The organism is Spongorhabdus nitratireducens, assembly GCA_947387575.1.
Lineage (GTDB): Bacteria > Pseudomonadota > Gammaproteobacteria > Pseudomonadales > Endozoicomonadaceae > CANDOC01.
Genome location: CANDOC010000001.1, coordinates 158872 through 180252 on the forward strand (window position 1 = coordinate 158872; position 21381 = coordinate 180252).

General features: G+C 51.1%; 19 protein-coding genes. 10 read left to right on the forward strand and 9 right to left on the reverse strand.

Annotated features, from left to right (window positions below):
• The first annotated feature begins 31 nt into the window (after window positions 1–31).
• Window positions 32–940 carry a LysR family transcriptional regulator gene (locus ACYZZ0_RS00705; protein ID WP_461534644.1) on the forward strand — a complete coding sequence of 303 codons (909 nt, stop codon included), beginning with the start codon at window positions 32–34 and terminating at the stop codon, window positions 938–940.
• A gap of 119 nt (window positions 941–1059) precedes the next feature.
• Complete coding sequence (locus ACYZZ0_RS00710; RefSeq protein WP_461534645.1) at window positions 1060–2424, forward strand: SPOR domain-containing protein; 1365 nt, start codon at window positions 1060–1062, stop codon at window positions 2422–2424.
• A 146-nt stretch (window positions 2425–2570) separates the two neighbouring features.
• Here ACYZZ0_RS00710 and ACYZZ0_RS00715 read toward each other — a convergent pair whose 3' ends face one another.
• Complete coding sequence (locus ACYZZ0_RS00715; protein WP_461534646.1) at window positions 2571–3131, reverse strand: TetR/AcrR family transcriptional regulator; 561 nt, start codon at window positions 3129–3131, stop codon at window positions 2571–2573.
• A gap of 115 nt (window positions 3132–3246) precedes the next feature.
• Between ACYZZ0_RS00715 and ACYZZ0_RS00720 the strand changes: the two genes are divergently transcribed.
• Window positions 3247–3702 carry an HPP family protein gene (locus ACYZZ0_RS00720; protein WP_461534647.1) on the forward strand — a complete coding sequence of 152 codons (456 nt, stop codon included), beginning with the start codon at window positions 3247–3249 and terminating at the stop codon, window positions 3700–3702.
• Window positions 3703–3727: 25 nt separating this feature from the next.
• Window positions 3728–4225, forward strand: a complete 498-nt coding sequence (gene rraA / locus ACYZZ0_RS00725; RefSeq protein WP_461534648.1) for a ribonuclease E activity regulator RraA — start codon at window positions 3728–3730, stop codon at window positions 4223–4225.
• 93 nt (window positions 4226–4318) lie between these two features.
• Here rraA and aceA read toward each other — a convergent pair whose 3' ends face one another.
• On the reverse strand, window positions 4319–5635 hold the full coding sequence (gene aceA / locus ACYZZ0_RS00730) for an isocitrate lyase (protein ID WP_461534649.1): 1317 nt from the start codon (window positions 5633–5635) through the stop codon (window positions 4319–4321).
• Window positions 5636–5827: 192 nt separating this feature from the next.
• Between aceA and ACYZZ0_RS00735 the strand changes: the two genes are divergently transcribed.
• Genes ACYZZ0_RS00735 through ACYZZ0_RS00750 form a run of 4 tightly spaced genes read left to right on the forward strand, consistent with a single transcriptional unit; the run spans window position 5828 to window position 9378 of the window.
• Window positions 5828–6793 carry a LysR family transcriptional regulator gene (locus tag ACYZZ0_RS00735; RefSeq protein WP_461534650.1) on the forward strand — a complete coding sequence of 322 codons (966 nt, stop codon included), beginning with the start codon at window positions 5828–5830 and terminating at the stop codon, window positions 6791–6793.
• Between the two features lie 16 nt (window positions 6794–6809).
• On the forward strand, window positions 6810–7400 hold the full coding sequence (gene smrA / locus ACYZZ0_RS00740; protein ID WP_461534651.1) for a DNA endonuclease SmrA: 591 nt from the start codon (window positions 6810–6812) through the stop codon (window positions 7398–7400).
• A 59-nt stretch (window positions 7401–7459) separates the two neighbouring features.
• On the forward strand, window positions 7460–8005 hold the full coding sequence (locus tag ACYZZ0_RS00745) for a heme NO-binding domain-containing protein (protein WP_461534652.1): 546 nt from the start codon (window positions 7460–7462) through the stop codon (window positions 8003–8005).
• 2 nt (window positions 8006–8007) lie between these two features.
• Window positions 8008–9378 (forward strand): ATP-binding protein, encoded by a 1371-nt coding sequence (locus ACYZZ0_RS00750; RefSeq protein ID WP_461534653.1) that lies wholly within the window; start codon window positions 8008–8010, stop codon window positions 9376–9378.
• 11 nt (window positions 9379–9389) lie between these two features.
• Here the strand turns inward: ACYZZ0_RS00750 and ACYZZ0_RS00755 are convergent, their stop codons facing one another.
• On the reverse strand, window positions 9390–11267 hold the full coding sequence (locus ACYZZ0_RS00755) for a hypothetical protein (protein ID WP_461534654.1): 1878 nt from the start codon (window positions 11265–11267) through the stop codon (window positions 9390–9392).
• A gap of 232 nt (window positions 11268–11499) precedes the next feature.
• Between ACYZZ0_RS00755 and ACYZZ0_RS00760 the strand changes: the two genes are divergently transcribed.
• Window positions 11500–13680 carry a malate synthase G gene (locus tag ACYZZ0_RS00760; RefSeq protein WP_461534655.1) on the forward strand — a complete coding sequence of 727 codons (2181 nt, stop codon included), beginning with the start codon at window positions 11500–11502 and terminating at the stop codon, window positions 13678–13680.
• A 67-nt stretch (window positions 13681–13747) separates the two neighbouring features.
• On the opposite strand, the gene ACYZZ0_RS00765 is transcribed toward ACYZZ0_RS00760, so the two are convergent.
• The 5 genes from ACYZZ0_RS00765 to mnmA form a co-directional block, all read right to left on the reverse strand.
• Complete coding sequence (locus ACYZZ0_RS00765; protein ID WP_461534656.1) at window positions 13748–14293, reverse strand: GNAT family N-acetyltransferase; 546 nt, start codon at window positions 14291–14293, stop codon at window positions 13748–13750.
• Window positions 14214–15341 (reverse strand): JmjC domain-containing protein, encoded by a 1128-nt coding sequence (locus tag ACYZZ0_RS00770; protein ID WP_461534657.1) that lies wholly within the window; start codon window positions 15339–15341, stop codon window positions 14214–14216. The genes ACYZZ0_RS00765 and ACYZZ0_RS00770 overlap by 80 nt, the downstream gene beginning before the upstream one ends.
• Before the next feature lie 109 nt (window positions 15342–15450).
• A complete protein-coding gene (purB, locus tag ACYZZ0_RS00775; protein WP_461534658.1) occupies window positions 15451–16818 on the reverse strand; it encodes an adenylosuccinate lyase in 1368 nt (455 codons plus the stop codon).
• Between the two features lie 481 nt (window positions 16819–17299).
• Entirely contained in the window at window positions 17300–17920 is a 621-nt protein-coding gene (hflD, locus tag ACYZZ0_RS00780) for a high frequency lysogenization protein HflD (RefSeq protein WP_461534659.1), read from the reverse strand.
• 99 nt (window positions 17921–18019) lie between these two features.
• The gene (gene mnmA, locus ACYZZ0_RS00785) at window positions 18020–19123 is read right to left on the reverse strand and encodes a tRNA 2-thiouridine(34) synthase MnmA (protein ID WP_461534660.1); all 1104 of its coding nucleotides are present in this window, start codon (window positions 19121–19123) and stop codon (window positions 18020–18022) included.
• A gap of 495 nt (window positions 19124–19618) precedes the next feature.
• On the opposite strand from mnmA, the gene icd reads away from it, so the two are divergent.
• Window positions 19619–20878 (forward strand): NADP-dependent isocitrate dehydrogenase, encoded by a 1260-nt coding sequence (gene icd, locus ACYZZ0_RS00790; RefSeq protein WP_461534661.1) that lies wholly within the window; start codon window positions 19619–19621, stop codon window positions 20876–20878.
• A 183-nt stretch (window positions 20879–21061) separates the two neighbouring features.
• Here the strand turns inward: icd and ACYZZ0_RS00795 are convergent, their stop codons facing one another.
• Window positions 21062–21376 carry a cold-shock protein gene (locus ACYZZ0_RS00795; RefSeq protein ID WP_461534662.1) on the reverse strand — a complete coding sequence of 105 codons (315 nt, stop codon included), beginning with the start codon at window positions 21374–21376 and terminating at the stop codon, window positions 21062–21064.
• Window positions 21377–21381 lie beyond the last annotated feature (5 nt).

Here is a 21381-nt window from a genome sequence, read left to right on the forward strand (position 1 = left end):
GGCGTTGAATAGAAGTCGACAATAACGTGTCATGGTTAACTTTTCTGCAATACCTGTGTTTGTTTCGGTGGTTGAGAGTGGCAGTTTTTCTGCAGCAGCCAATCTGTTGGGCATCACCAAATCGGCGGTCAGTAAACGTATCAGTCAGCTTGAACATCAGTTAGGCGTCAGGTTGTTAAATCGTTCTACCCGAAGCTTGACGCTCACTGAAGCGGGCAAGGCTTATTTTGATTATGCCAGGCAAGCTTTCCAGCTGGCTGAAGAGGGGAAAGAGGCGATTCAGCAATTACGGCAAGCTCCGGCCGGACGACTGCGGGTGAATGTTCCGATGTCATTCGGGCGACTGCATATTGCGCCATTGATTAAACGGTTTCTTGAACAGTATCCGGATATCGACCTGCAACTGACCATGGATGACCGGATGGTCGACTTTGTTGAAGACAGAATTGATATTGGTATACGTATTGGCAATTTGCCGGACTCAACCCTGATTGCTCAAAGGCTGGCACCTTGCCGCAGCGTGCTGTGTGCTTCTCCTGATTATATTCAGCAGCATGGCGAGCCGCTGTCGCCGGCTGATTTAAAAAACCATAACTGTCTGTATTATTCCTACTTTCGGGGTGGTGCAGAATGGACTTTTTTCCATAACAGGGCCCCGGTCCGAGTGATGCCAAGAGGTAACTATCAGGTCAATAATAGCGAAGCACTGCAGCAGGCTTTGCTGGACGGATTGGGAATAGCGCAGATGCCAACCTTTATTGTGGGGCCTGATCTGGCACAGGGAAAGCTGATTCCTCTGTTAACGGGGTACCCATTGCCTGAGCATGCGATAAATATCGTCTATCCGGACAGGCAACATCTGCCATTAAAAGTCAGGGCGTTCAGGGACTTTATGATTGAACACTTTAAAACTGATTTTCCGAACTGGGACGAGCAATAGTTATGGGTAGTTTATACCCTGAATGTGTTGACAGGACTGGAATTGCTTGACAGCAACAAGTCGTGTAACGGACTATTTGACACGTATTTTTGGTTGTTGATGTCCCAGGGGGTGATGTCGTGCCTTTGCATAAAAAAAATTGTGCCGGCTGGCGGGCTTCTGTCTCGTTGCTGGCACTGCCTCTATTGTTCGTTTCTACGGCGGGTTCCGCTGAAATAACAGCGGCTTCGGATACTGCCAGAGCCTATTGTCTTTCCGGTGGCGGTAATTCAGGTTACAACTGCAACGGTAATCCGGATAAAGAGCCAGAAGGTGGCTGGATGGCTCCGCTGGAACTGGAAGATATGATGGCGGACTTTTCCGAGCCAATGCTATCCCTGAATGCTCTGACACCTGAAGAGTTAGCTGCATCGGTAGAGATCACCGATGATGCTGCCGAATATTCGGAAGGTATTTCGGCGGAACTGTCTGAAGTGCTGGCCGCATCTGATCGCAAATCTTCACCTGCACCGGATTTTACACCGGTACCTGTTTTCACTCCTGCTACTGCATCCGTTGCTGCGCCTGCTCCTAAAGTTGCCCCGGCGGCTGAGCCGGCATCCGATCTGGGCATCAAAACAAAAGGTTACACCATTCAGCTGGCTGCTTTTCGTACCAAAGAGCGTCTGAAGCGTTTTCTGGAGACGGTGGAAGACCGGGGAAACCTGTACCGGGTCAAGCGTAGTGATGGCTGGATGTCTGTAGGCTATGGCTTTTATTCCATGCCGGGTGTGGCCAATGCTGATCTTGCCAGGCTGAAAGCAGCTGGCGTTCAGGGCTGGTTACGTCCGGTTGAATTTGCTGCACTTGAAGACGTTAATGCGAAGCCGAAGGCTGAAGCACGGGTTGTAGCTGAAGCGGCACCGGAAGCAAAAGAAATAGAACCCAAACCTGAAGAGGAAATCAACCTCTCGGCTGTCGCGCTTTATGACCAGGTTGTGATGAGCAGCCCGAATGCCAAAAAGCCAATAGCAGATACTGTTATCATCGAGGATGACAGTATGGCTACTATGACTCACGCTTCAAATCAGCAGGATGAAGCGCTGGCAGTAGTGCCAGCGGCTGAAAAGGTTGATGTGCAAACTGCTGTTGTAAAGGCGCAAAATGAGCCGGAAGTGAAGCCTGAGGTTGCTTCGGACGTCATCGTGGCTCAGACAAGTGATGGTTATACGTTGCAACTTGCCGCATTCCGTACCCAGGAGCGAATGGACAAGTTTCTTGATTCAGTCGACGATATCAAGGGGCTTTACATGATATCCCGTAATGATGGCTGGCTGTCTGTTGGTTATGGCTATTTTGCAGAAGTAGCCCAGGCCAATGAAGCAAATCAGAAACTGAAGCAGGCTGGATTGCAGTCATGGGTGCGCCCGGTTTCCCATGATGCGCTGGAGATGCTTTCTGATGCTGATAACCCTGTTGTCAGTACATTAGATATGCCGCTTTAATTATTGCTCCCCCTGAAGCTGCTCGGGTGATATGCAAAGGTGAAATTCCTTTTCATATCACCTGAGTAGCTTTGACTATCCTGCCTTTTTTATTTTCAATAAAGAATCAACTGAAAACTTGACGGTTTGCTTCCATCAAGGGGCAACTAATCTTTATTCAGTAGTTTTAATGCCGCTGGCAGGCATTTCTCAGCAGCCATTGTATCACCGGAAACCTGAGCCATAACAATGGCGCCTTCCTTAAGCGTGCACAGCGTATCCAGTATGCCTTCAGGTATATCTGTCAATCTGGCTGCTAGTATCTGCCGGAACTGTTGTTTGTGCTGCCGGCAGTATGCTGCAACCTCGTCATTAGTCACCCCATACTCAATAGCGGAATTGATAAAAAAGCATCCCCTGAACGGTGGTAATTCCGGAGCACGGTTGTTAAACCAATCTGTCAGTGCTTTGAACAGTTGAATGACGACCTGTTTATTGTCTACGGCTTTTTCTATTTTGCTTTCAATCCAGGCAAGGAATCGCTGATCTCGTAACTGAAGTGAAGCCAGTACCAGCTCATCCTTGCTGCTGAAATGGTTGTACAGTGTCTTTTTGGCAATGCCTGATGACTTTAGTACTTCATTGATACCCACTGCATTGATTCCCTTTTCATAGAAAAGCTGCAGGGCTGTTTCGAGCAGTTGACTGCGTTTATCTGAAGCGACCATGGATGACTCTAAAACCAGCCTTAAGTAAAAGTGCATGTTGACAAAAAGTAGACCGACTTGTCTACTGTGTAGTGTAGACAGATCGGTCTACTTTTTCGATTAAGGAGTCGTTGGTATGAGTAAAATTCTGATGCAGTTGTTATCTGGCGTAGGAGCTGCTGTTGCTGTGGGAATTCTGGCTTTTGCTGATCAGCTATCTCCCGGGCTGGTTATGCTGATGGCACCTTTTGGAGCTTCTACTGTGCTGGTGTTTGGTTTACCGGACAGCCCGTTGGCACAACCTAAAAATGTATTCTTTGGTCATCTGCTGACAGCATTGATTGGAGTTGTTTTTGCCCAGTATGCAGGGGCTGAACCCCTATGGCTTGCAGTCGCTACAGGGCTTGGCGTGACAGCCATGTTAATGACAGGCACCACTCATCCTCCTGCAGGTGCAAATCCGTTGCTGATAATGATGACCGGTCAAAGCTGGAACTTTCTGCTGACGCCGGTGGCGATAGGGGCCATAACTATCATTCTGGTGGGGGCCGGGTTTAAAAAGCTGATCTTTTCAAAGTATCGTTTACAATGAGTCTCCTGTAACAGGGGATATCAAGATGGATAAAAAGAATTATATTACTCCCGACCTGTGCGATGCTTATCCTGAACTGATTCAGGTAGTTGATCCTTTATTTCGTAACTACGGTGGTTGCTCTTCATTTGGCGGTCAGATTGTGACTGTTAAATGCTATGAAGATAACTCCAAAGTAAAAGAGCTGGTGGATACTGACGGTTCCGGCAAGGTGATGGTAGTAGATGCTGGTGGTTCCATGCGTCGTGCCTGCCTGGGCGATATGTTGGCTGAAAAGGCGGTTAACAATGGCTGGCACGGAATCATTATGTATGGCTGTATCCGTGATGTGGATGTGATTGCCGAACTGGATTTGGGCGTTCAGGCTTTGGGTTCCCACCCCATGAAAACTGACAAGCGCGGCATTGGTGATGTTGATGTCGTGGTAACGTTTGGCGGAGTGACCTTTAAGCCGGGTGATTATATTTACGCAGATAACAACGGCATTATTGTTTCCCCCGAGCCATTACCGGCTGCTGAATAAAATAGCCAGTTAAATAAGATAAATCAGTTAAATAAAAAGCCCCGGCAGAATAATCTGCCGGGGCTTTTTGATGAAGCTTCAGTCTAAATGTTTTTAGAACTGTTCTTCTTCAGTAGAGCCGGTCAGTGCAGTTACTGAAGACTGTCCACCCTGGATAACGGTGGTCATATCGTCAAAGTAACCGGTGCCCACTTCCTGCTGGTGCGCGACGAAGGTGTAACCCTTCTCGGCAGCGGCGAACTCGGGCTCCTGCACCATTTCTACATAGTGCTTCATGCCTTCGCCCTGAGCGTAGTTGTGAGCCAGTTCGAACATGTTGTACCACATGTTGTGAATGCCAGCGAGGGTGATGAACTGGTACTTGTAACCCATGTCGCTCAGTTCCTGCTGGAACTTGGCAATGGTTTCGTCGTCCAGGTTTTTCTTCCAGTTGAAAGAAGGTGAGCAGTTGTAAGCCAGCAGCTGGTCAGGATATTCAGCGCGGATAGCTTCGGCAAACTTGCGCGCTTCATCCAGATCCGGAGTCGCAGTCTCACACCACAGCAGGTCAGCGTAAGGCGCGTAAGCCAGACCACGGGCGATTGCCTGATCGATACCGGCCTTGGTGCGGAAGAAGCCTTCAGCGGTACGCTCACCGGTCAGGAACGGAGCATCGTATTCGTCGCAGTCAGAAGTGATCAGGTCTGCAGCGTTGGCGTCGGTACGGGCCAGAACGATGGTCGGTACGTCGGCAACGTCAGCGGCCAAGCGGGCTGCAACCAGCTTCTGTACAGCTTCCTGAGTTGGAACCAGTACCTTGCCGCCCATGTGACCACACTTCTTCACAGAAGCCAGCTGGTCTTCAAAGTGAACGCCGGCAGCACCTGCCTCGATCATGTTCTTCATCAGCTCGTAAGCGTTCAGAACGCCACCGAAACCGGCTTCAGCGTCAGCTACGATCGGTGCGAACATCTCAACGTAGCCTTCTTCGCCCGGGTTCTTGCCCGCTTTCCACTGAACCTGGTCAGCACGCTTGAAGCTGTTGTTGATGCGCTTGACCACTGCAGGTACGGAGTCAACCGGGTACAGGGACTGGTCAGGATACATGGTGCTGGCGGTGTTGTTGTCTGCTGCAACCTGCCAGCCGGACAGGTAAATGGCTTCGATACCGGCTTTAACCTGCTGTACCGCCTGACCACCGGTCAGAGCGCCGAGGCAGTTTACGTAGCCTTTCTTGGCCTGACCACCGTAAACCAGATCCCACAGCTTTTCAGCACCCTGACGGGCAATGGTGTTTTCAACTTTAACGGAGCCACGCAGACGGACGACATCTTCGGCAGTGTAGGTACGCTTGACGTTTTTCCAGCGAGGATTCTCTGCCCAGTCCTGTTCGATGCGGGCAATCTCTTCGGCACGGTTATATTGGGTCATGCTTCACTCCAGTCGTTGCTGTTTTTATGATTCTTCAGTTCCGTGGCAGCGGATTTCGTTTCAGGTGTTTTCACTACCCGTGAAATTTTCTGCTGCCCGGAGCCATTTGCGGTTAGCGACTCGACGTGACGAATAATATGGTCTGTGAGACAATTTCGGAAATTTATAGTTTTTATTTTCGATATTTATGCAATGAATGGCAGTAAAATCGACCTCAACCTTCTCGTGTATCTGGATGCCCTGTTAAGGGAAAGAAATGTAACCCGTGCCGCCTATTCGCTGGGTATCTCCCAGCCGGCGCTGAGTAACGGCCTGCGTCGTTTAAGGGATTACTTTGGTGATCCGTTGCTGGTGCGTACCAGCGAAGGCATGGCGCCAACCGAACAGGCGCTGGAATTACAGCCGATGATTCGCGATGTGCTGGTGCAGGTCGATCAGGCCATTCAGCCGCGCAAGCCGTTTGACCCGGCATCAAGCAAGCGGGTGTTCCGCATCATGGCCAGCGACTATGCCGAATCAACCCTGATTCCGGATCTGCTGCGCCGGGTGCGTATCGAAGCGCCGCAAATTACTCTGGATATCCTGACCCCCAGTGACGTCAGCTTTCATGATGTGGAACAGGGCAGGGTGGATATGGCGATCAACCGGTTTGATGATATGCCCCAGTCGTTCCATCAGCGGACGCTCTGGCGGGATAACTTCTCTTGTCTGATGTCCCGCAGTAATCCGATTCTGGAAGAATTTACCCTCGACAACTACCTTCGGGCACGCCATATCTGGGTCAGCAAGACCGGGATGGGGATTGGCGTAGGGGTTGACCCGGAAGATGTGCAGCGGCTGGGCTGGGTTGATGAAACCCTGGGCAAGCTGGGGCACAAACGGACGATTACGGTATTTACCCGCCACTATCATGTGGCGATGCAGCTATCCCAGAATAATGACCTGATTGCCACACTTCCCACCCGGGCGGCAAGGTTACAGCAGGATAATCCGCAGCTGGTGGTGCTGGCTCCGCCGTTTGAGATCGAACCGATTGAACTCAAAATGGCCTGGAGTCCTCTATTGCACCATACCCCGGCACACCAATGGTTGCGACGAACCATCGGTTCGGTGGCGGAAGCAAGTAAAACCCCGCGCGCGGCAGTTGCAGCCTGCTAATTGGATAGATAACAGAATGAGTGTGCATGACGAAGACGACCTGTTTCAGGATGCGCTGGACGGGGTTCGCCCGCTGAAGGGGCCGAAAACAGTAACGTCAAAACAAAAATGGAAAGGGCCGACTGATACCCAGGTACAGCGCCAGCTTTCGGCTCAGGAAGAGCTTGAGACTGAACGGGATGGCCTGACCAATGGTTATGTTGACCAGGTTGAAGCGGATGCGGTTCTATCCTGGTGCAGTAGCGGGGTGCAGCATGGTGTATTCCGTAAATTGCGACTGGGACAATATCCGGTTGATGCCCGGCTGGATCTACATTTGAAAACTGTGGAGCAGGCACGTACCGAAGTTTTCCGGTTTGTGCGTGATTGTGTGCAGTATGGTATCCGCACTGCGATTATTGTGCATGGCAAGGGACACCGTAACCGTGACCAGCCGGCAATACTAAAAAGCTATACGGCTAAATGGCTGCTGGAACTGCCGAGTGTACTGGCGTATCACAGTGCTCAAAAACAACATGGCGGAGCCGGGGCAGTTTATATTATGCTGAAAAAATCAGAGCAGGCGAGAATGGATAATCTGGAGCGGCACCAGAAGCGACATCGCTAGTTTCTGTTTGAACCAGATTGGCTCTGACGACATAACCTGACTGGCATGGAGGCCGGACTATGAAAGGTGTTGTTTTTACAGAGTTTCTGGAAATGGTTGAAAGCCAATTCTCCTATGAGGTGGTGGATGCCATTCTGGAAAAAGTGAAGCCCGAATCGGGTGGAAGTTATACAACCCTGGGCACCTACGACCACCATGAAATCGTCAATATGGTGGTCGCGCTTTCCGAAGAAACCGGTACCGTTGCCGGTGATCTGATCCATGCTTTTGGCATGCACCTCTTTGCCCGTTTCAGTCAAATTCATAACAGCTTTTTTGATGGGCTTGAAAGTACTTTTGATTTTCTGGAGCGGGTTGAGGACTACATTCATGTTGAAGTTGCCAAGCTTTACCCCGATGCGGAACTGCCAACACTGGCAACTGAGCGTCCTGAGCCCGGTACGCTGACTGTTCACTACTATTCCCGCCGTCCGTTTGCTGATCTGGCCTTGGGTTTGATTGATGGCTGTATCAAACACTTCGATGAAAAAATTACTGTTTCGCGCAAGGATTTGAGTGAGCCGGCAGGTACTGATGCCGTATTTACCCTGAAGAAGGGTGCCTGAGCGTGGACAGTGACAGCTATAAACGCCGTATCGAGCGTGAGAAAAAAGCCCGCCGTGAGGCAGAGCAGATTGCGGAAGAGAAAACTCGCGAGCTGTTTTATCGAAACCGGGAGCTAAAAGAGCTGAATGACGGGTTGGAGTCACAGGTACAGGTCAGGACTGCTGAGCTGGAAGAAGCCAACCTCAGCCTGCGACAAAAAGCGCAGCAGCTGGAAGAAGCCAATCGCTATAAAGACGAGTTCCTGGCTAATGTCTCCCATGAACTGCGCACACCGCTTAACAGCATGCTGGTACTGGCCCGTACGCTGGCAGGGAACAAGGAAAAAAACCTGACCCGAGACCAGGTTGATGCAGCCAAAGTAATCATGGACAGTGGTAAGGATCTGCTACAACTGATCGGTGAAATACTGGATCTGTCCCGTATTCAGGCCGGCAAGTTGGGGGTGGTTGAAGAAACGGTTTACCTGCAAGACCTTTCCCGCTACCTGCTGAAGATGTTCAAGCCGCTGGCGAAGCAGAAGAAAATCGCATTTCAGGCATCACTGGATGCCGAGCTGCCGGACAGTATTGTGACCGACGCCCAGCGGCTGCAACAGATACTCAAAAATCTGTTAGGCAATGCTATCAAGTTTACCGAGGAAGGGCATGTTCGACTCGGCTTTGAGATGGATGATGAAGACATACTCAGGGTCAGTGTTGAAGATACCGGCATTGGAATTCCCGAAGAAAAGCAGCAGCTGATTTTTGAGGCTTTCACCCAGGCCGATGGTTCAACGACACGCAACTATGGCGGTACCGGACTGGGACTGACTATTTCCAACAAGCTGGCTTCTTTGCTGGGTGGAAAGCTGGAAGTCACCAGTCAGACTGATAAAGGCAGTTGCTTTACGCTTGTATTGCCGCTGAAACAGCCGCAAGAGGAAAATCTGCCTGAGGCTCAGGAAGAATCTGAGGAACCAGTTGCAGATAATGCGCTTACGATTGAGGCCAGCGAAAAACTGCAGGGAACCCAGATACTTCTGGTAGACGATGATTTGCGTGCCGGTTTTGCCCTGTCGAAGTTCCTGCAGCAGCTGGGAGTCAAGGTTTCCATTGCCGACAATGGTCGCTTTGGCTTGCGTAAACTGCTGGAGGAAGACAACAATTTTGATCTGGTGATTCTGGATATTATGATGCCGGTAATGGACGGCTATGATGTACTGAATGAACTTCAGCAGGCGCCTTCTACCCAGCAAGTGCCGATTATTGTGGCCAGTGCCAAGGCGTATCCGGAAGATCAGCAGAAAGCTCTTGATAGCGGAGCAGCGGCATTTTTATCAAAACCGCTTGATCTTGAGCAGCTGGTTTCCCTGATGGAAAGCCTGCTGCCCTGATCGTTTTGATATCAGTTGAGACCGGCCATGGATAATGTCAGCAGGCGGGTATGTTCGGCCTTTTGGGCATCGAGCTGGTTTACGACAAAGAAGACTTTCGGCATATCACCATCATGTGACTCTGCGAAGGTCTTGACTGCATTCGTCCAGGTTGCGGCGACTTCATCATTATCGAGATTGCTGTACTCTGTGAGGAAAGGGGTAAGAGCAAGGCTCTTGTCTCCTTTTTCCACAGCCTGTTGCAGTATGGACGTTACCGCAGATGTTAGTTCATCAGCTGTACAGTCCTGACCACATGACAGTCCGGCACCTGCACCGTACTCTGCCTCCAGAGGGCCAGGCAAGCCGGTGACCAAGGTCGTTGCGCCGCCATCATAGGAACGCTTTTCTCCATGTTGGAGCAGGGTTTGGGCGTCTTTCCCAACTTGTACTAACGACGGCCGTTTAGGTACAGATGTCTGTGGTGCTGGAGGTGTGCTAACGGGAGTTGACGATGTTGTTTTTGATTGATCGTCGGACGTTTTGAGTTGTTGTTGGTTGACTACTTCCTCCAGTTTTTCGAGTTCTTTAAGCCAGTCATCACCTGCTTCCGTTGTGGTCGTTGAAGAGGGCTCGGGCCGGTTTGATTGCTGTAACTGATCTACAACTGGTTGCAAGCGTTCTTTCATTGAGGGCTGTTTAGAGTCTACATTGGACTCTTCGACGGCATCTTGTAAATCCATCCCTGCCTTAATCAGCTGCAGCTCTCTGTTCAGGTCTTTATAGCTGACCTCCGGAGTGGCTGCTTTAGGGCCAGTTGGTGTTGAGCCTGAGGATACAGATCTCGATGTGCTTACCGGTGGTTTGGGCAGAGTTTCGGGTGGTTCCTTGGTTGCCCCGGAGCGGACTACAGGAATGGTAATTCTGGGCTGATTTTGATTTGCTTCTGGCTTGGCCTGCGGCCTGATATGGGGCTTCACTATTCGTTTGGGTTGCGGTTCAGGTCCGATACGTCCTCTCAATCCGGAAACCAGACGCTCCTGGTTGTAGACTGGTTGGAAACGGGATTCTGTTGAGCTGTGGGGTGTTCTGTCCCGCTGTTCGAGAATGCTGAAGAAAGTATTGAGGCTGTTACGGTCGATGGTTGTTTTACGGTTCCTGATGCCTCGAGTATGGATGGACTGATCAAGCAGCTTTGCCATATTCTTTGCCCACTGCTTATCTGCGCCTTTAAGTCCTTTGGTGCTTTGTTTAAAGGCCTTTTTCAGCCCACTGATGCTGTTTCTTTTTTCTTTGAAGTTTTGGCCTGCGACTTTGTTAACAAACTCAAGATGCAGTCTTTCTTTCGGCACTGCCCGGTGAGAAGCCGGAGTCTGCTGTACAAAATGTACAGTAGGAGCCGGGTAGCCCTGGTGGCTACTGAAAACAGTTACTTTCGGTGCTGCAACGGCAACATGATGCAGAACCGGAGGCTGGTAGGGTTGCAATGACTGCTGGGCGAAGTATTGAGCCTGTGGCTTGGCTTGAAAGGGAGGTGTCTGTACATGTTGTGTTACATGCCACCCCTGGTCACTAAACTGGCTAACCTGATAGCCGGGCTGGTAGCTCTGTTGATAGCTGGGTTGATAACTATGTTGATACCCGCCGTAATTTTGCTGGTAACCCTGCTGTGGTGCCGGATTGAGATGGCTGACAGGAGGATGAAAAACCGCGGCTCTGGAGAAGACAGGCTGTCCCGTCCATTGTTGTTGCTGGATATTCTGACTCAGGTTGGTTGTAGAATTGACTAGGGCCTGAACATCCCGGTTAAAAGCCGTACCTGATGATCCTGAATGAAATACGGCAGGTGGCTGTCCATTGGAGCTGAAGACAGTAGTTGTCGTAGTGGTGTGAACCGGGCCCATTGGCATGATGAGACTTCCCTGTAAAACATCCTTATTTCCTCAGTATAGTGCCGGGCAGGATCATGCTTTCCGTACAAAAAAACAATCTGCAATAAACAGGCTGCTATTTATTCATATTCTAAATACCGAATATAAATGGTCGGATTAAGGCAAGCGTACCTAAATCCTCTAGAATCGAGCCCGTCTACGGTCGAGCATTAGCGATGGCCGGGAGAATTATTAAACCAGGGCAAAAACGATGACTGAACGTATAACAATAGGCGGCCTGAAAGTCGCACAGGTACTCGATGAGCTGGTTCGTAATGAAATTGCTCCCGGCACGGGGGTAGATGCAGACAGTGTCTGGTTGGCACTGGAAAAGATTCTTGATGAGCTGGGGCCTGAAAACAGCGCCTTGCTACAGAAGCGTGAACAGCTGCAGCAGCAGATCGATCAGTGGCACCGGGAACATCAGGGACAGCCACATATTCCCACAGAATATAAATCCTTTCTCAAATCTATCGGCTATCTGGTATCTGAAGGTGATGACTTCAATATCAGTACCGAAAACGTCGATGCCGAGCTGGCTACCATGGCCGGTCCACAGCTGGTTGTGCCGGTTATGAATGCCCGCTATGCATTGAACGCGGCGAATGCCCGCTGGGGTTCGCTGTATGATGCACTGTACGGCACCGATGTTATCTCTGACGAAGGCGGTGCAGAAAAGGGGCAGGGATATAACCCGAAGCGGGGAGAAAAGGTTATTGCCTTTGCCCGCAATCTGCTGGATGAAATGGCTCCGTTGGCAAACGGTTCTCATGCTGATGCTACCCATTACCGTATCAAGGAAAGCCAGCTGGCTGTCACCCTGAATAACGGTTGTGAAACCGGGCTGAAAACTCCTGAGAAATTTGCCGGTTACCGAGGAGAGGTTTCCGAACCTGTATGCATTTTGTTGAAAAACAATGAGTTGCATGCAGAAGTTCAGTTTGATGCTGAGCACCCCATTGGCAAAACTGACCCGGCTCATATCAAGGATGTGGTACTGGAATCGGCGCTGTCCACCATTATGGACTGTGAAGACTCCATTGCTGCGGTGGACGCAGAAGACAAGGCTCAGGTCTACAGTAACTGGCTGGGTTTGATGAAAGGTTCTCTGAGCGAACAGGTGCAAAAGGGCGGCAAGACCTTTACCCGTACCATGAATCCTGACCGGTTTTATACCGCTGCAGATGGTAGTGAGCTGACTCTGCACGGTCGCAGTCTGCTGTTTGTCCGCAATGTCGGCCACCTGATGACGACCGATGCGGTGCTGGATAAAGACGGTAATGAAATCCCGGAAGGCATTCTTGATGGTCTGATGACCTCGCTGTGTGCCATTCACGACCTGAAGCAGACCGGTTCCCGTCGTAATTCACGTCAGAACAGTGTGTATATCGTTAAGCCTAAAATGCACGGCCCGGAAGAAGTGGCGTTTGCCAACAAGCTGTTCGCACGGATTGAAGATGCTCTGGGGCTGGAAAGAAATACCCTGAAGATGGGTATTATGGATGAAGAGCGCCGGACAACCGTCAATCTGAAAGAGTGTATCCGGGCTGCCAGCGAGCGTGTGGTCTTTATCAATACCGGCTTCCTGGATCGTACCGGCGATGAAATCCATACCTCGATGGAAGCAGGGCCGGTTGTGCCCAAGGGTGAAATGAAGCAGTCGGTCTGGATCAAGGCATACGAAGATGCCAATGTTGATACCGGACTGGCGACCGGTCTGAAAGGCAAGGCTCAGATTGGCAAGGGTATGTGGGCTATGCCGGATGAAATGGCGCAGATGATGGCGCAGAAATCCGGTCATCCGCTGTCCGGTGCCAATACCGCCTGGGTTCCGTCGCCTACTGCTGCTACCCTGCATGCGATCCACTATCACCGGATTAATGTCGCAGCCCGTCAGGAAGAGCTGATGCACCGTACCCCGGCCAGTGTCGATGATATTCTGACCCTGCCACTGTTGGATGGATTTTCAGTGCTGACCCCTGAAACGATTCAGCAGGAACTGGATAACAACGCGCAGGGTATTCTGGGATATGTGGTGCGCTGGGTTAATCAGGGCGTAGGCTGTTCCAAGGTGCCGGATATTAATAATGTCGGCCTTATGGAAGACCGGGCAACGCTGCGGATTTCAAGCCAGCATATTGCCAACTGGCTGCGTCATGGTGTTTGCAGCGAAGAGCAGGTGGTAGCAACCCTGCAGCGCATGGCTGCCGTGGTTGATCAGCAGAATGCCGGTGATCCGCTGTATCGCAATATGGCGCCTGACTTCGATAACAGTGTGGCATTTCAGGCTGCCTGTGATCTGGTACTGAAAGGTTGTGAGCAGCCCAGCGGTTACACCGAGCCGGTATTGCATGCCCGCAGGCGTGAAGCTAAAGCAAAATATGGGAACTAACAGGTACCTGTATCCAAAGTAAAAAGCCGGCAATGCCGGCTTTTTTTATGCAGAGATGTGCGGAGAGTCAGAGCTTCAGTCGCATATTCTGATGCATGATCGGTCCATCCAGATAGATTTCTCCATAGGCTTCAAATCCCAGCTGCTCATAAAAGGGCATAACATCGACTTGTGAGCTCAGATAGACCTCGGTTTGTCTGGTTTGGCGGGCCTGCTGAATAACTTCTTTCATCAGGCTGTGGCCGATGCCTCTGCGACGGTACGGAGCCAGTACTGATACCCGGCTGATTCGGCCATCCTTCGCCAGTCGTGCAGTAGCAATGGCATCCTCCGTTCTCACGGGCTCACCGTTGGCCTGGCTGATAAGAAAGTGCAGACAGACAGGATCACCTTCGGGATCCCATTCATCTTCCGGGGCAAATCCCTGCTCGTCGATAAAGACTTGCTGTCTGACGGCTGCCAGTGCGGTTCTTTCTTCATGCCACTGGCATATTTTTATCCAGAGTTTAAGCCGGGAATTTTTTGTCGAGGTTTTAGCGGTAGAGCGTCCCCATGTGAAGCATCTCAGTGAACAGTTGCTGGAGTTCAGGGGCCGGATTCGCCGGGATTTCATATTCCCGCTGACAGCAGAGCTGATCAATGATGTCGGTATGAACGGGATCAAGATGCCAGCATTCGCCATCGGCAAAAAGCAGCAGCTCATCACCCTGGTGACGCCAGCATAACCGACTTGCCTCATTGACATACAGTACGTCCTCCTGCTCGAGCACATCCTGCATTTGTTCTTGGTCTGTTTCAGGTGCAGGATGCTGGTACTTAGGTTCGGTCATGTAACGGCCAAACCACTCGCTGAGCTGCTCTGGCTGACTCAGCGCCTGCTGAAGAATAGTCTGTACCTGAGATAATGCACGGTCGCTCAATTTGGCTGAGCTGGTGTCTTGCACCAAATCAGGGTCACTGTAACGCAGCTGCGGGTCGATTTTTTCGGTAATAAAATCGCAGAAGTGGCTGACAATTTCGGTGTGTGCTGGAGCCCGGAACCCCACCGAGAATGTCATGCTGTCTTCCAGGGAAATACCATGATGAGCAATGCCCGGGGGGATATACAGAATATCGCCGGGTTCCAGAATATGACGCTCCTTGCATTCAAATTCAGCCAATAGCCGCAGCTGGGGGTGAGGTCGAATTGGTGAGTGCTCGGTGCAGTGTTGTCCCAGTTGCCATTCCCGTCGACCGGAGCCTTGAATCAAAAACACATCATATTGATCATAGTGGGCGCCTACTGTGCCTCCCGGTACGGCATAACTGACCATAATATCGTCCAGTCGCCAGTCCGGAATAAACCGGAAAGCTTCCAGTAAACTTCGAACCTCGGGCACCCAGTGATCCACTGCCTGAACCAGCAGGGTCCAGTCCTGTTTTGGCAGACTGCTGAATTTGTCTTCATCAAAAGGGCCGTGATCCAGTTGCCAGTTCTGATGTTTGTCAGAGCCCTGGATGATGCGGGATTCAACCTCTTCCTCCAGCGACAGGCCTGCCAGTTCATCCGGAGATAAAGGGTCAATAAATTGTTTGAAGCCCTGACGGATCAGGCAGGGTTTCTTTTGCCAGAACTCGGTTAAAAACTGTTCTGAATCAAAATGCTGCAGCTGGTATTTCATGTTATTGGACAGCTTGTAAAAGCTTCTATAGGGATGTTAAGGGAAGAGGTGACAGGGTCGTAAAGTGCCGCCTGTGAAAGGCGGCACTTCAGATCAGATAGCGACAGGCTTAGATATCGCGAGCCTGGGCTACTGCGTTACCGATATAGGTCGCCGGGGTCAGAGCCTTCAGCTGCTGCTTGGCAGCTTCAGGAATTTCCAGCGTATCGATAAATTCGGAAATCACCTGCTGGCTGATATCACGACCACGGGTCAGTTCCTTCAGCTTTTCATACGGCTTTTCGATACCGTAACGGCGCATCACGGTTTGAATCGGCTCGGCCAGGACTTCCCAGGAATTATCCAGATCGGCGGCCAGCACTCCGGCATTCAGCTCCAGCTTGCCATTACCCTTCAGGGTGGACTGCCAGGCAATCAGACTGTGCGCCAGACCAACACCCAGGTTACGCAGTACGGTGGAGTCGGTCAGATCACGCTGCCAGCGGGAAACCGGCAACTTGCGGGCCAGATGCTCCATCACGGCATTGGCGATGCCCAGGTTGCCTTCGGAGTTTTCGAAGTCAATCGGGTTGACCTTGTGCGGCATAGTAGAAGAACCGACTTCACCGGCCACAGTCTTCTGCTTGAAGAAGCCCATGGAGATGTAACCCCAGACATCCCGGTCATAGTCAATCAGGATGGTGTTGAAGCGAGCAACGGCATCAAACAGCTCGGCGATATAGTCGTGAGGCTCGATCTGGGTAGTGTAGGGGTTCCAGGTCAGCCCCAGCGAAGTTACAAACTTCTCGGCATGAGCCTGCCAGTCCACATTCGGGTAGGCGGAGATGTGGGCATTGTAATTGCCGACAGCACCGTTGATCTTGCCCAGCAGCGGAACATTCTTGATTTGTTCCAGCTGACGCTGCAGACGTGCGGCAACATTGGCCATCTCCTTGCCCATAGTGCTGGGAGATGCAGTCTGGCCGTGAGTACGGGACAGTATCGGCTGTTCAGCCAGATCGTGAGCCAGGCTGCGGATTGATGCCAATACTTCTTCCATGGAAGGCAGTACAACTTCACGCAGGGCGGATTCAAGCATCAGGGCGTGGGACAGGTTGTTGATGTCCTCGGAGGTGCAGGCAAAGTGCACAAACTCGCTGATAGCGGCCAGCTCGGCATTATGCTCCAGCTTCTCCTTGATGAAGTACTCAACCGCCTTCACGTCGTGGTTAGTGGTGCGCTCAATGGTTTTAACGCGGAGTGCATCTTCTTCAGAAAAGTTCGCTGCAATATCGTGCAGGAATGTGCGGGCTTCCTGACTCAGCGGAGTCAGTTCGGCAATGCCGGCGTGGTCGGTCAGCTGCTCAAGCCAGCGTACTTCGACCAGTACACGGAACCGAATCAGGCCAAACTCACTCAGGATAGGACGCAGTGCGGCTGTCTTGCTGCCATAGCGGCCATCAACCGGGGAAATCGCGGACAGGCTGGATAGCTCCATGAATACCACTCACCATTGGTTCATGTTCAAAAGAAGCACGGCATTCTAACTGAAAACGGAGGCTGTTTCACCGGCAATTACGTATATATCGCGTTTATGGACCCTCTCCGCGACTGTGATCCCACAAGGTGAGCTTTACGCCATGAGCCCATGTGCTGAGAATGCTGAAGCTGTATTCATTGTTTTGATCTTTGTAATAAAAGTCGTATCGACACGAGCCATCATTAAAAGTGGGGCCTTGCAGGTGTTTCTGGAGTAATTCTTTCTCACTTAGAAACTGAATTACTTTGTCTCTGGCCTGCTCAATAGAGAGACCACAATCCCTGTAATATTTTTCTCGATAAATTACGTATCCAAACACAGTGCTTACCAGCAACATTATTGCTAGTAAGCTCGTCAGGACTTTTAGGGCTGGTTTCATAATTATACGAATGAGGAAAGCCGCCAGCTGTTCTACTTACAGCTGGCAGTATGTAATGTGTTAACTGTGAAGTAAGCGGTCAGCAGCCTGTCCCAGCTTTTTCCGTGACCAGACCAGCTGCCAGCGACTGCCACCGGTCTGGCGCCACAGCATGGCAGAACGGATGCCAGCCAGCAGGCAGGCACGAATGCGGGCAGTATTGGCTTTGTTCTCAACATGAGTACGTTCGCCGACAACATGAATCCGGGTGCCGAAGGTGCTGATGGATTGCAGATAGATATCTGCCAGATTGGCAATAATATTTTCGTGCATCAGCTCGAAGTGTTCCCGCTGAGTGCGGGCGGCATCGAGTTTACGGCCAATCAATTCCATCATATCCGAACGCTTGGCCAGCTTGCGTTCCAGATGGAGCAGGGCCAGTCCATAACGCAGACTGTCGGATTTGATAACCGCAGCATCCTTGAACAGCAGGTCGCGCACAAAACGCAGGCCGGTACGCATATTGGCAGCATTACCGTATACAGCTTCCACGGAATCAGGGCTGGTCTGAAACAGGCTTTCCAGGCTGGCAGCCATGTCATCTTCGTCAAAACGTCCCTTGTGGGCAATATCCTCTACCAGGCGGGTAGCCTGAAACACACCCGCCAGTGCCAGGGCCTGATCTTCCGTAGAATAGGGCACTTGTTATCTATCCTCTTGTGCTCTGGTACAGAGTGGAGATATGGCGCCATATCTCCACTCTTTCTGTCTTGCTTTGAATTTGTCGTTACGGCTGAAAGTTTATTCCGGCTGGAAGCGCTGGCTGATAACACCGCCGCCCAGACAGATATCTCCATCATACAGTACCACGGACTGGCCCGGTGTGACTGCCCGCTGAGGCTCATTGAACTTCAGCAGCCAACTGCCATCTTGCTGTTGATGAATCTCGCAGGCCTGATCCGGCTGGCGATAGCGGACCTTGGCATGAAGTCGGGTACCGCTGACCGGTGGTTCTCCATTGATCCAGAAAATATCATCACTGGCCAGACTGCCGGAAAACAGCAGCGCATTATCGTTGCCCTGACCGACAATCAACACATTACGTGTCAGATCCTTCTCTACCACATACCAGGGCAGCTCAGAGGCTGACTTAAGACCGCCGATACCGAGGCCTTGACGCTGGCCAATGGTGTGATACATCAGGCCATGATGTTCGCCAATTACTTCGCCTTCGGTGGTTTCGATCTTGCCGGGCTGGGCGGGAATATATTGCTTCAGGAAATCCTTGAAGCGGCGCTCGCCAATAAAACAGATGCCGGTGCTATCTTTTTTACCACTGGTTTCAAGGTCGTGTTCCTGCGCCAGTTTGCGAACTTCGGGCTTTTCCATACCGCCGACCGGAAAGAGGGTGCGTTCCAGTTCCTTTTCGCCAACCTGATGCAGGAAGTAGGTCTGGTCCTTGTTGTTGTCCAGGCCTTTTTTCAGGTAAGTACGACCGTCTTTTTGCTCGGTCTGGCAGTAGTGGCCCATGGCAATCAGGTCAGCGCCCAGGGTCAGGGCGTAGTCGAGAAAAGCCTTGAACTTGATTTCACGGTTACACAGGATATCCGGGTTTGGAGTGCGGCCGGCACGATACTCTTCGAGAAAATGTTCAAATACATTATCCCAGTATTCAGCGGCAAAGTTGGCCTTGTGCAGATGGATACCCAGCCGGTCACAGACGGCCTGTGCGTCGGCCAGGTCATCCATGGCGGTACAGTATTCAGTACCGTCATCTTCTTCCCAGTTTTTCATAAACAGGCCTTCGACCTGGTAGCCTTGCTGTTTCAGGAGCAGGGCGGAAACGGAAGAGTCGACACCGCCTGACATGCCGACGATGACACGAGGTCCGGTTGCTTGGGTCATGAATTCAATACACGCAAAATAAAAACCGCAGATTCTAGCGATAATCACTTGACGCTGCCATCGACATTAGCCGATTTGGGTAGGTGAAATCAGATAGGTTTTGAACTCAAACATAAAAGAACTTTTATAAACGTTGTCGATTGGTATATGGTATATCCGCTCAAACAGCCTTGAGCGGGAAATGCAGCAGCCTTCAGCGGAAAATGAAGTCCGTCCTGAAGCATGAAATGAGAAACATATCAGTGCTGCATTTTCACAAAAACAGCAACTTTTTTGCCAAAACAGTCAAAACATGGCACAGTTGTTGCGCCAAAATCATAACAAGCTCGCCTTTTTACATTTCCAGGTAAGCAGTCAAGACCCCGGGCACTTCATTTCAAGGCAGTACGAATAACGAAGTCGCCGGGCATTGTGGCAATAAAAATACAAGAACGCGATGGGTCGGCTATACATTAGGCGACCACATTCTGATCAAGACAAGAACGGAGTAATTCAATGGGATATCAAAACATCAAGGTTCCCACGGAAGGTGACAAAATCACCGTAAATGATGACTTCTCCCTGAATGTTCCCAATAACCCGATCGTTCCTTTCATTGAAGGTGACGGTATCGGTGTTGATGTAACCCCCCCGATGGTTAAGGTTGTTGACGCTGCTGTTCGCAAGGCATATGGCGGTGACCGCAAGATCTCCTGGATGGAAATCTATGCCGGTGAAAAAGCAACTGCAGTTTATGGTGATGATGTCTGGCTGCCGGAAGAAACTCTGGAAGCCATGCGTGAATACAGTGTTGGTATCAAGGGTCCGCTGACTACTCCAGTTGGTGGCGGTATCCGTTCCCTGAACGTAGCCCTGCGTCAGGAGCTGGATCTGTTTGCCTGCATCCGTCCGGTTCGCTGGTTCGAAGGTGTACCGAGCCCGGTAACCAACCCGGAAAAGACCGACATGGTTATTTTCCGTGAAAACTCTGAAGACATCTATGCCGGTATCGAATGGCAGGCCGACAGTGCTGAAGCCAAGAAACTGATCACCTTCCTGAAGGAAGAAATGGGTGTCAGCAAGATTCGCTTCGAAGACAACTGCGGTATCGGCATCAAGCCGGTTTCCAAAGAAGGTACCGAGCGTCTGGTTCGCAAGGCTATCCAGTTCGCCATCGACAATGACAAGCCGTCTGTGACTCTGGTTCACAAAGGCAACATCATGAAGTTCACCGAAGGTTCCTTCAAGGACTGGGGTTACGAGCTGGCTGCCAACGAATTCGGCGCAGAACTGCTGGACGGTGGTCCATGGCAGGTACTGAAGAACCCGAAGACCGGCAACGAGATCATCATCAAGGACGTTATTGCTGACGCTTTCCTGCAGCAGATCCTGATGCGTCCTGCTGAATACAGCGTTATCGCTACCCTGAACCTGAACGGCGACTACATCTCCGACGCTCTGGCTGCAGAAGTTGGTGGTATCGGTATTGCTCCAGGTGCCAACATCGGTGGCAAGGTTGCCCTGTTCGAAGCCACTCACGGTACTGCTCCGAAGTACGCTGGTCAGGACAAGGTGAACCCGGGCTCCCTGATCCTGTCTGCTGAAATGATGCTGCGCCACCTGGGCTGGTTCGAAGCTGCTGACCTGATCGTCAAGGGTATGGAAGGCGCTATCAGCGACAAGACCGTAACCTACGATTTCGAACGTCTGATGGACGATGCCACCCTGCTCAAGTGTTCCGAGTTTGGTGATGCGATCATCGAAAAAATGAGCTGATCTTTCAGATCTCTCATTTGATAAAAAAACCGGCTTCCTCAGGATGCCGGTTTTTTTATGGGCGTTTATCAGGCTTTAATATAACGACCAAAAACAGGGCGGATAATAGTATCCGCCCTGTCGAGGGTCAGGCTAAAGCCAAGTGGTCAGAGTGTCAGGGGTTGCCTGAACACTCCTGGACCATCAGGATTCCGCCGCAGGCTCCACTGCCGGCTGCAGGGTCTGGGCCGGTTCCGAGGATGACTGGGTCACATGAGCCCCTGATGGCTCTGCTGCATCCTGATGATCGAGAATGGTGATATTGATGGCGTGAAGCCCTTTCGGGCCCTGGAGAATGTCAAAGCTGACGCTTTGACCTGCCTTGAGAGTCTTGTATCCCTCCATGTTTATGGATGAGTAGTGAACAAAAAGATCTTCACTACTTGTTCCGTCCTCGCCGGCCAGAACAAATCCATATCCCTTGGCATTATTGAACCACTTAACTTTACCTGTAGGCATCCTTA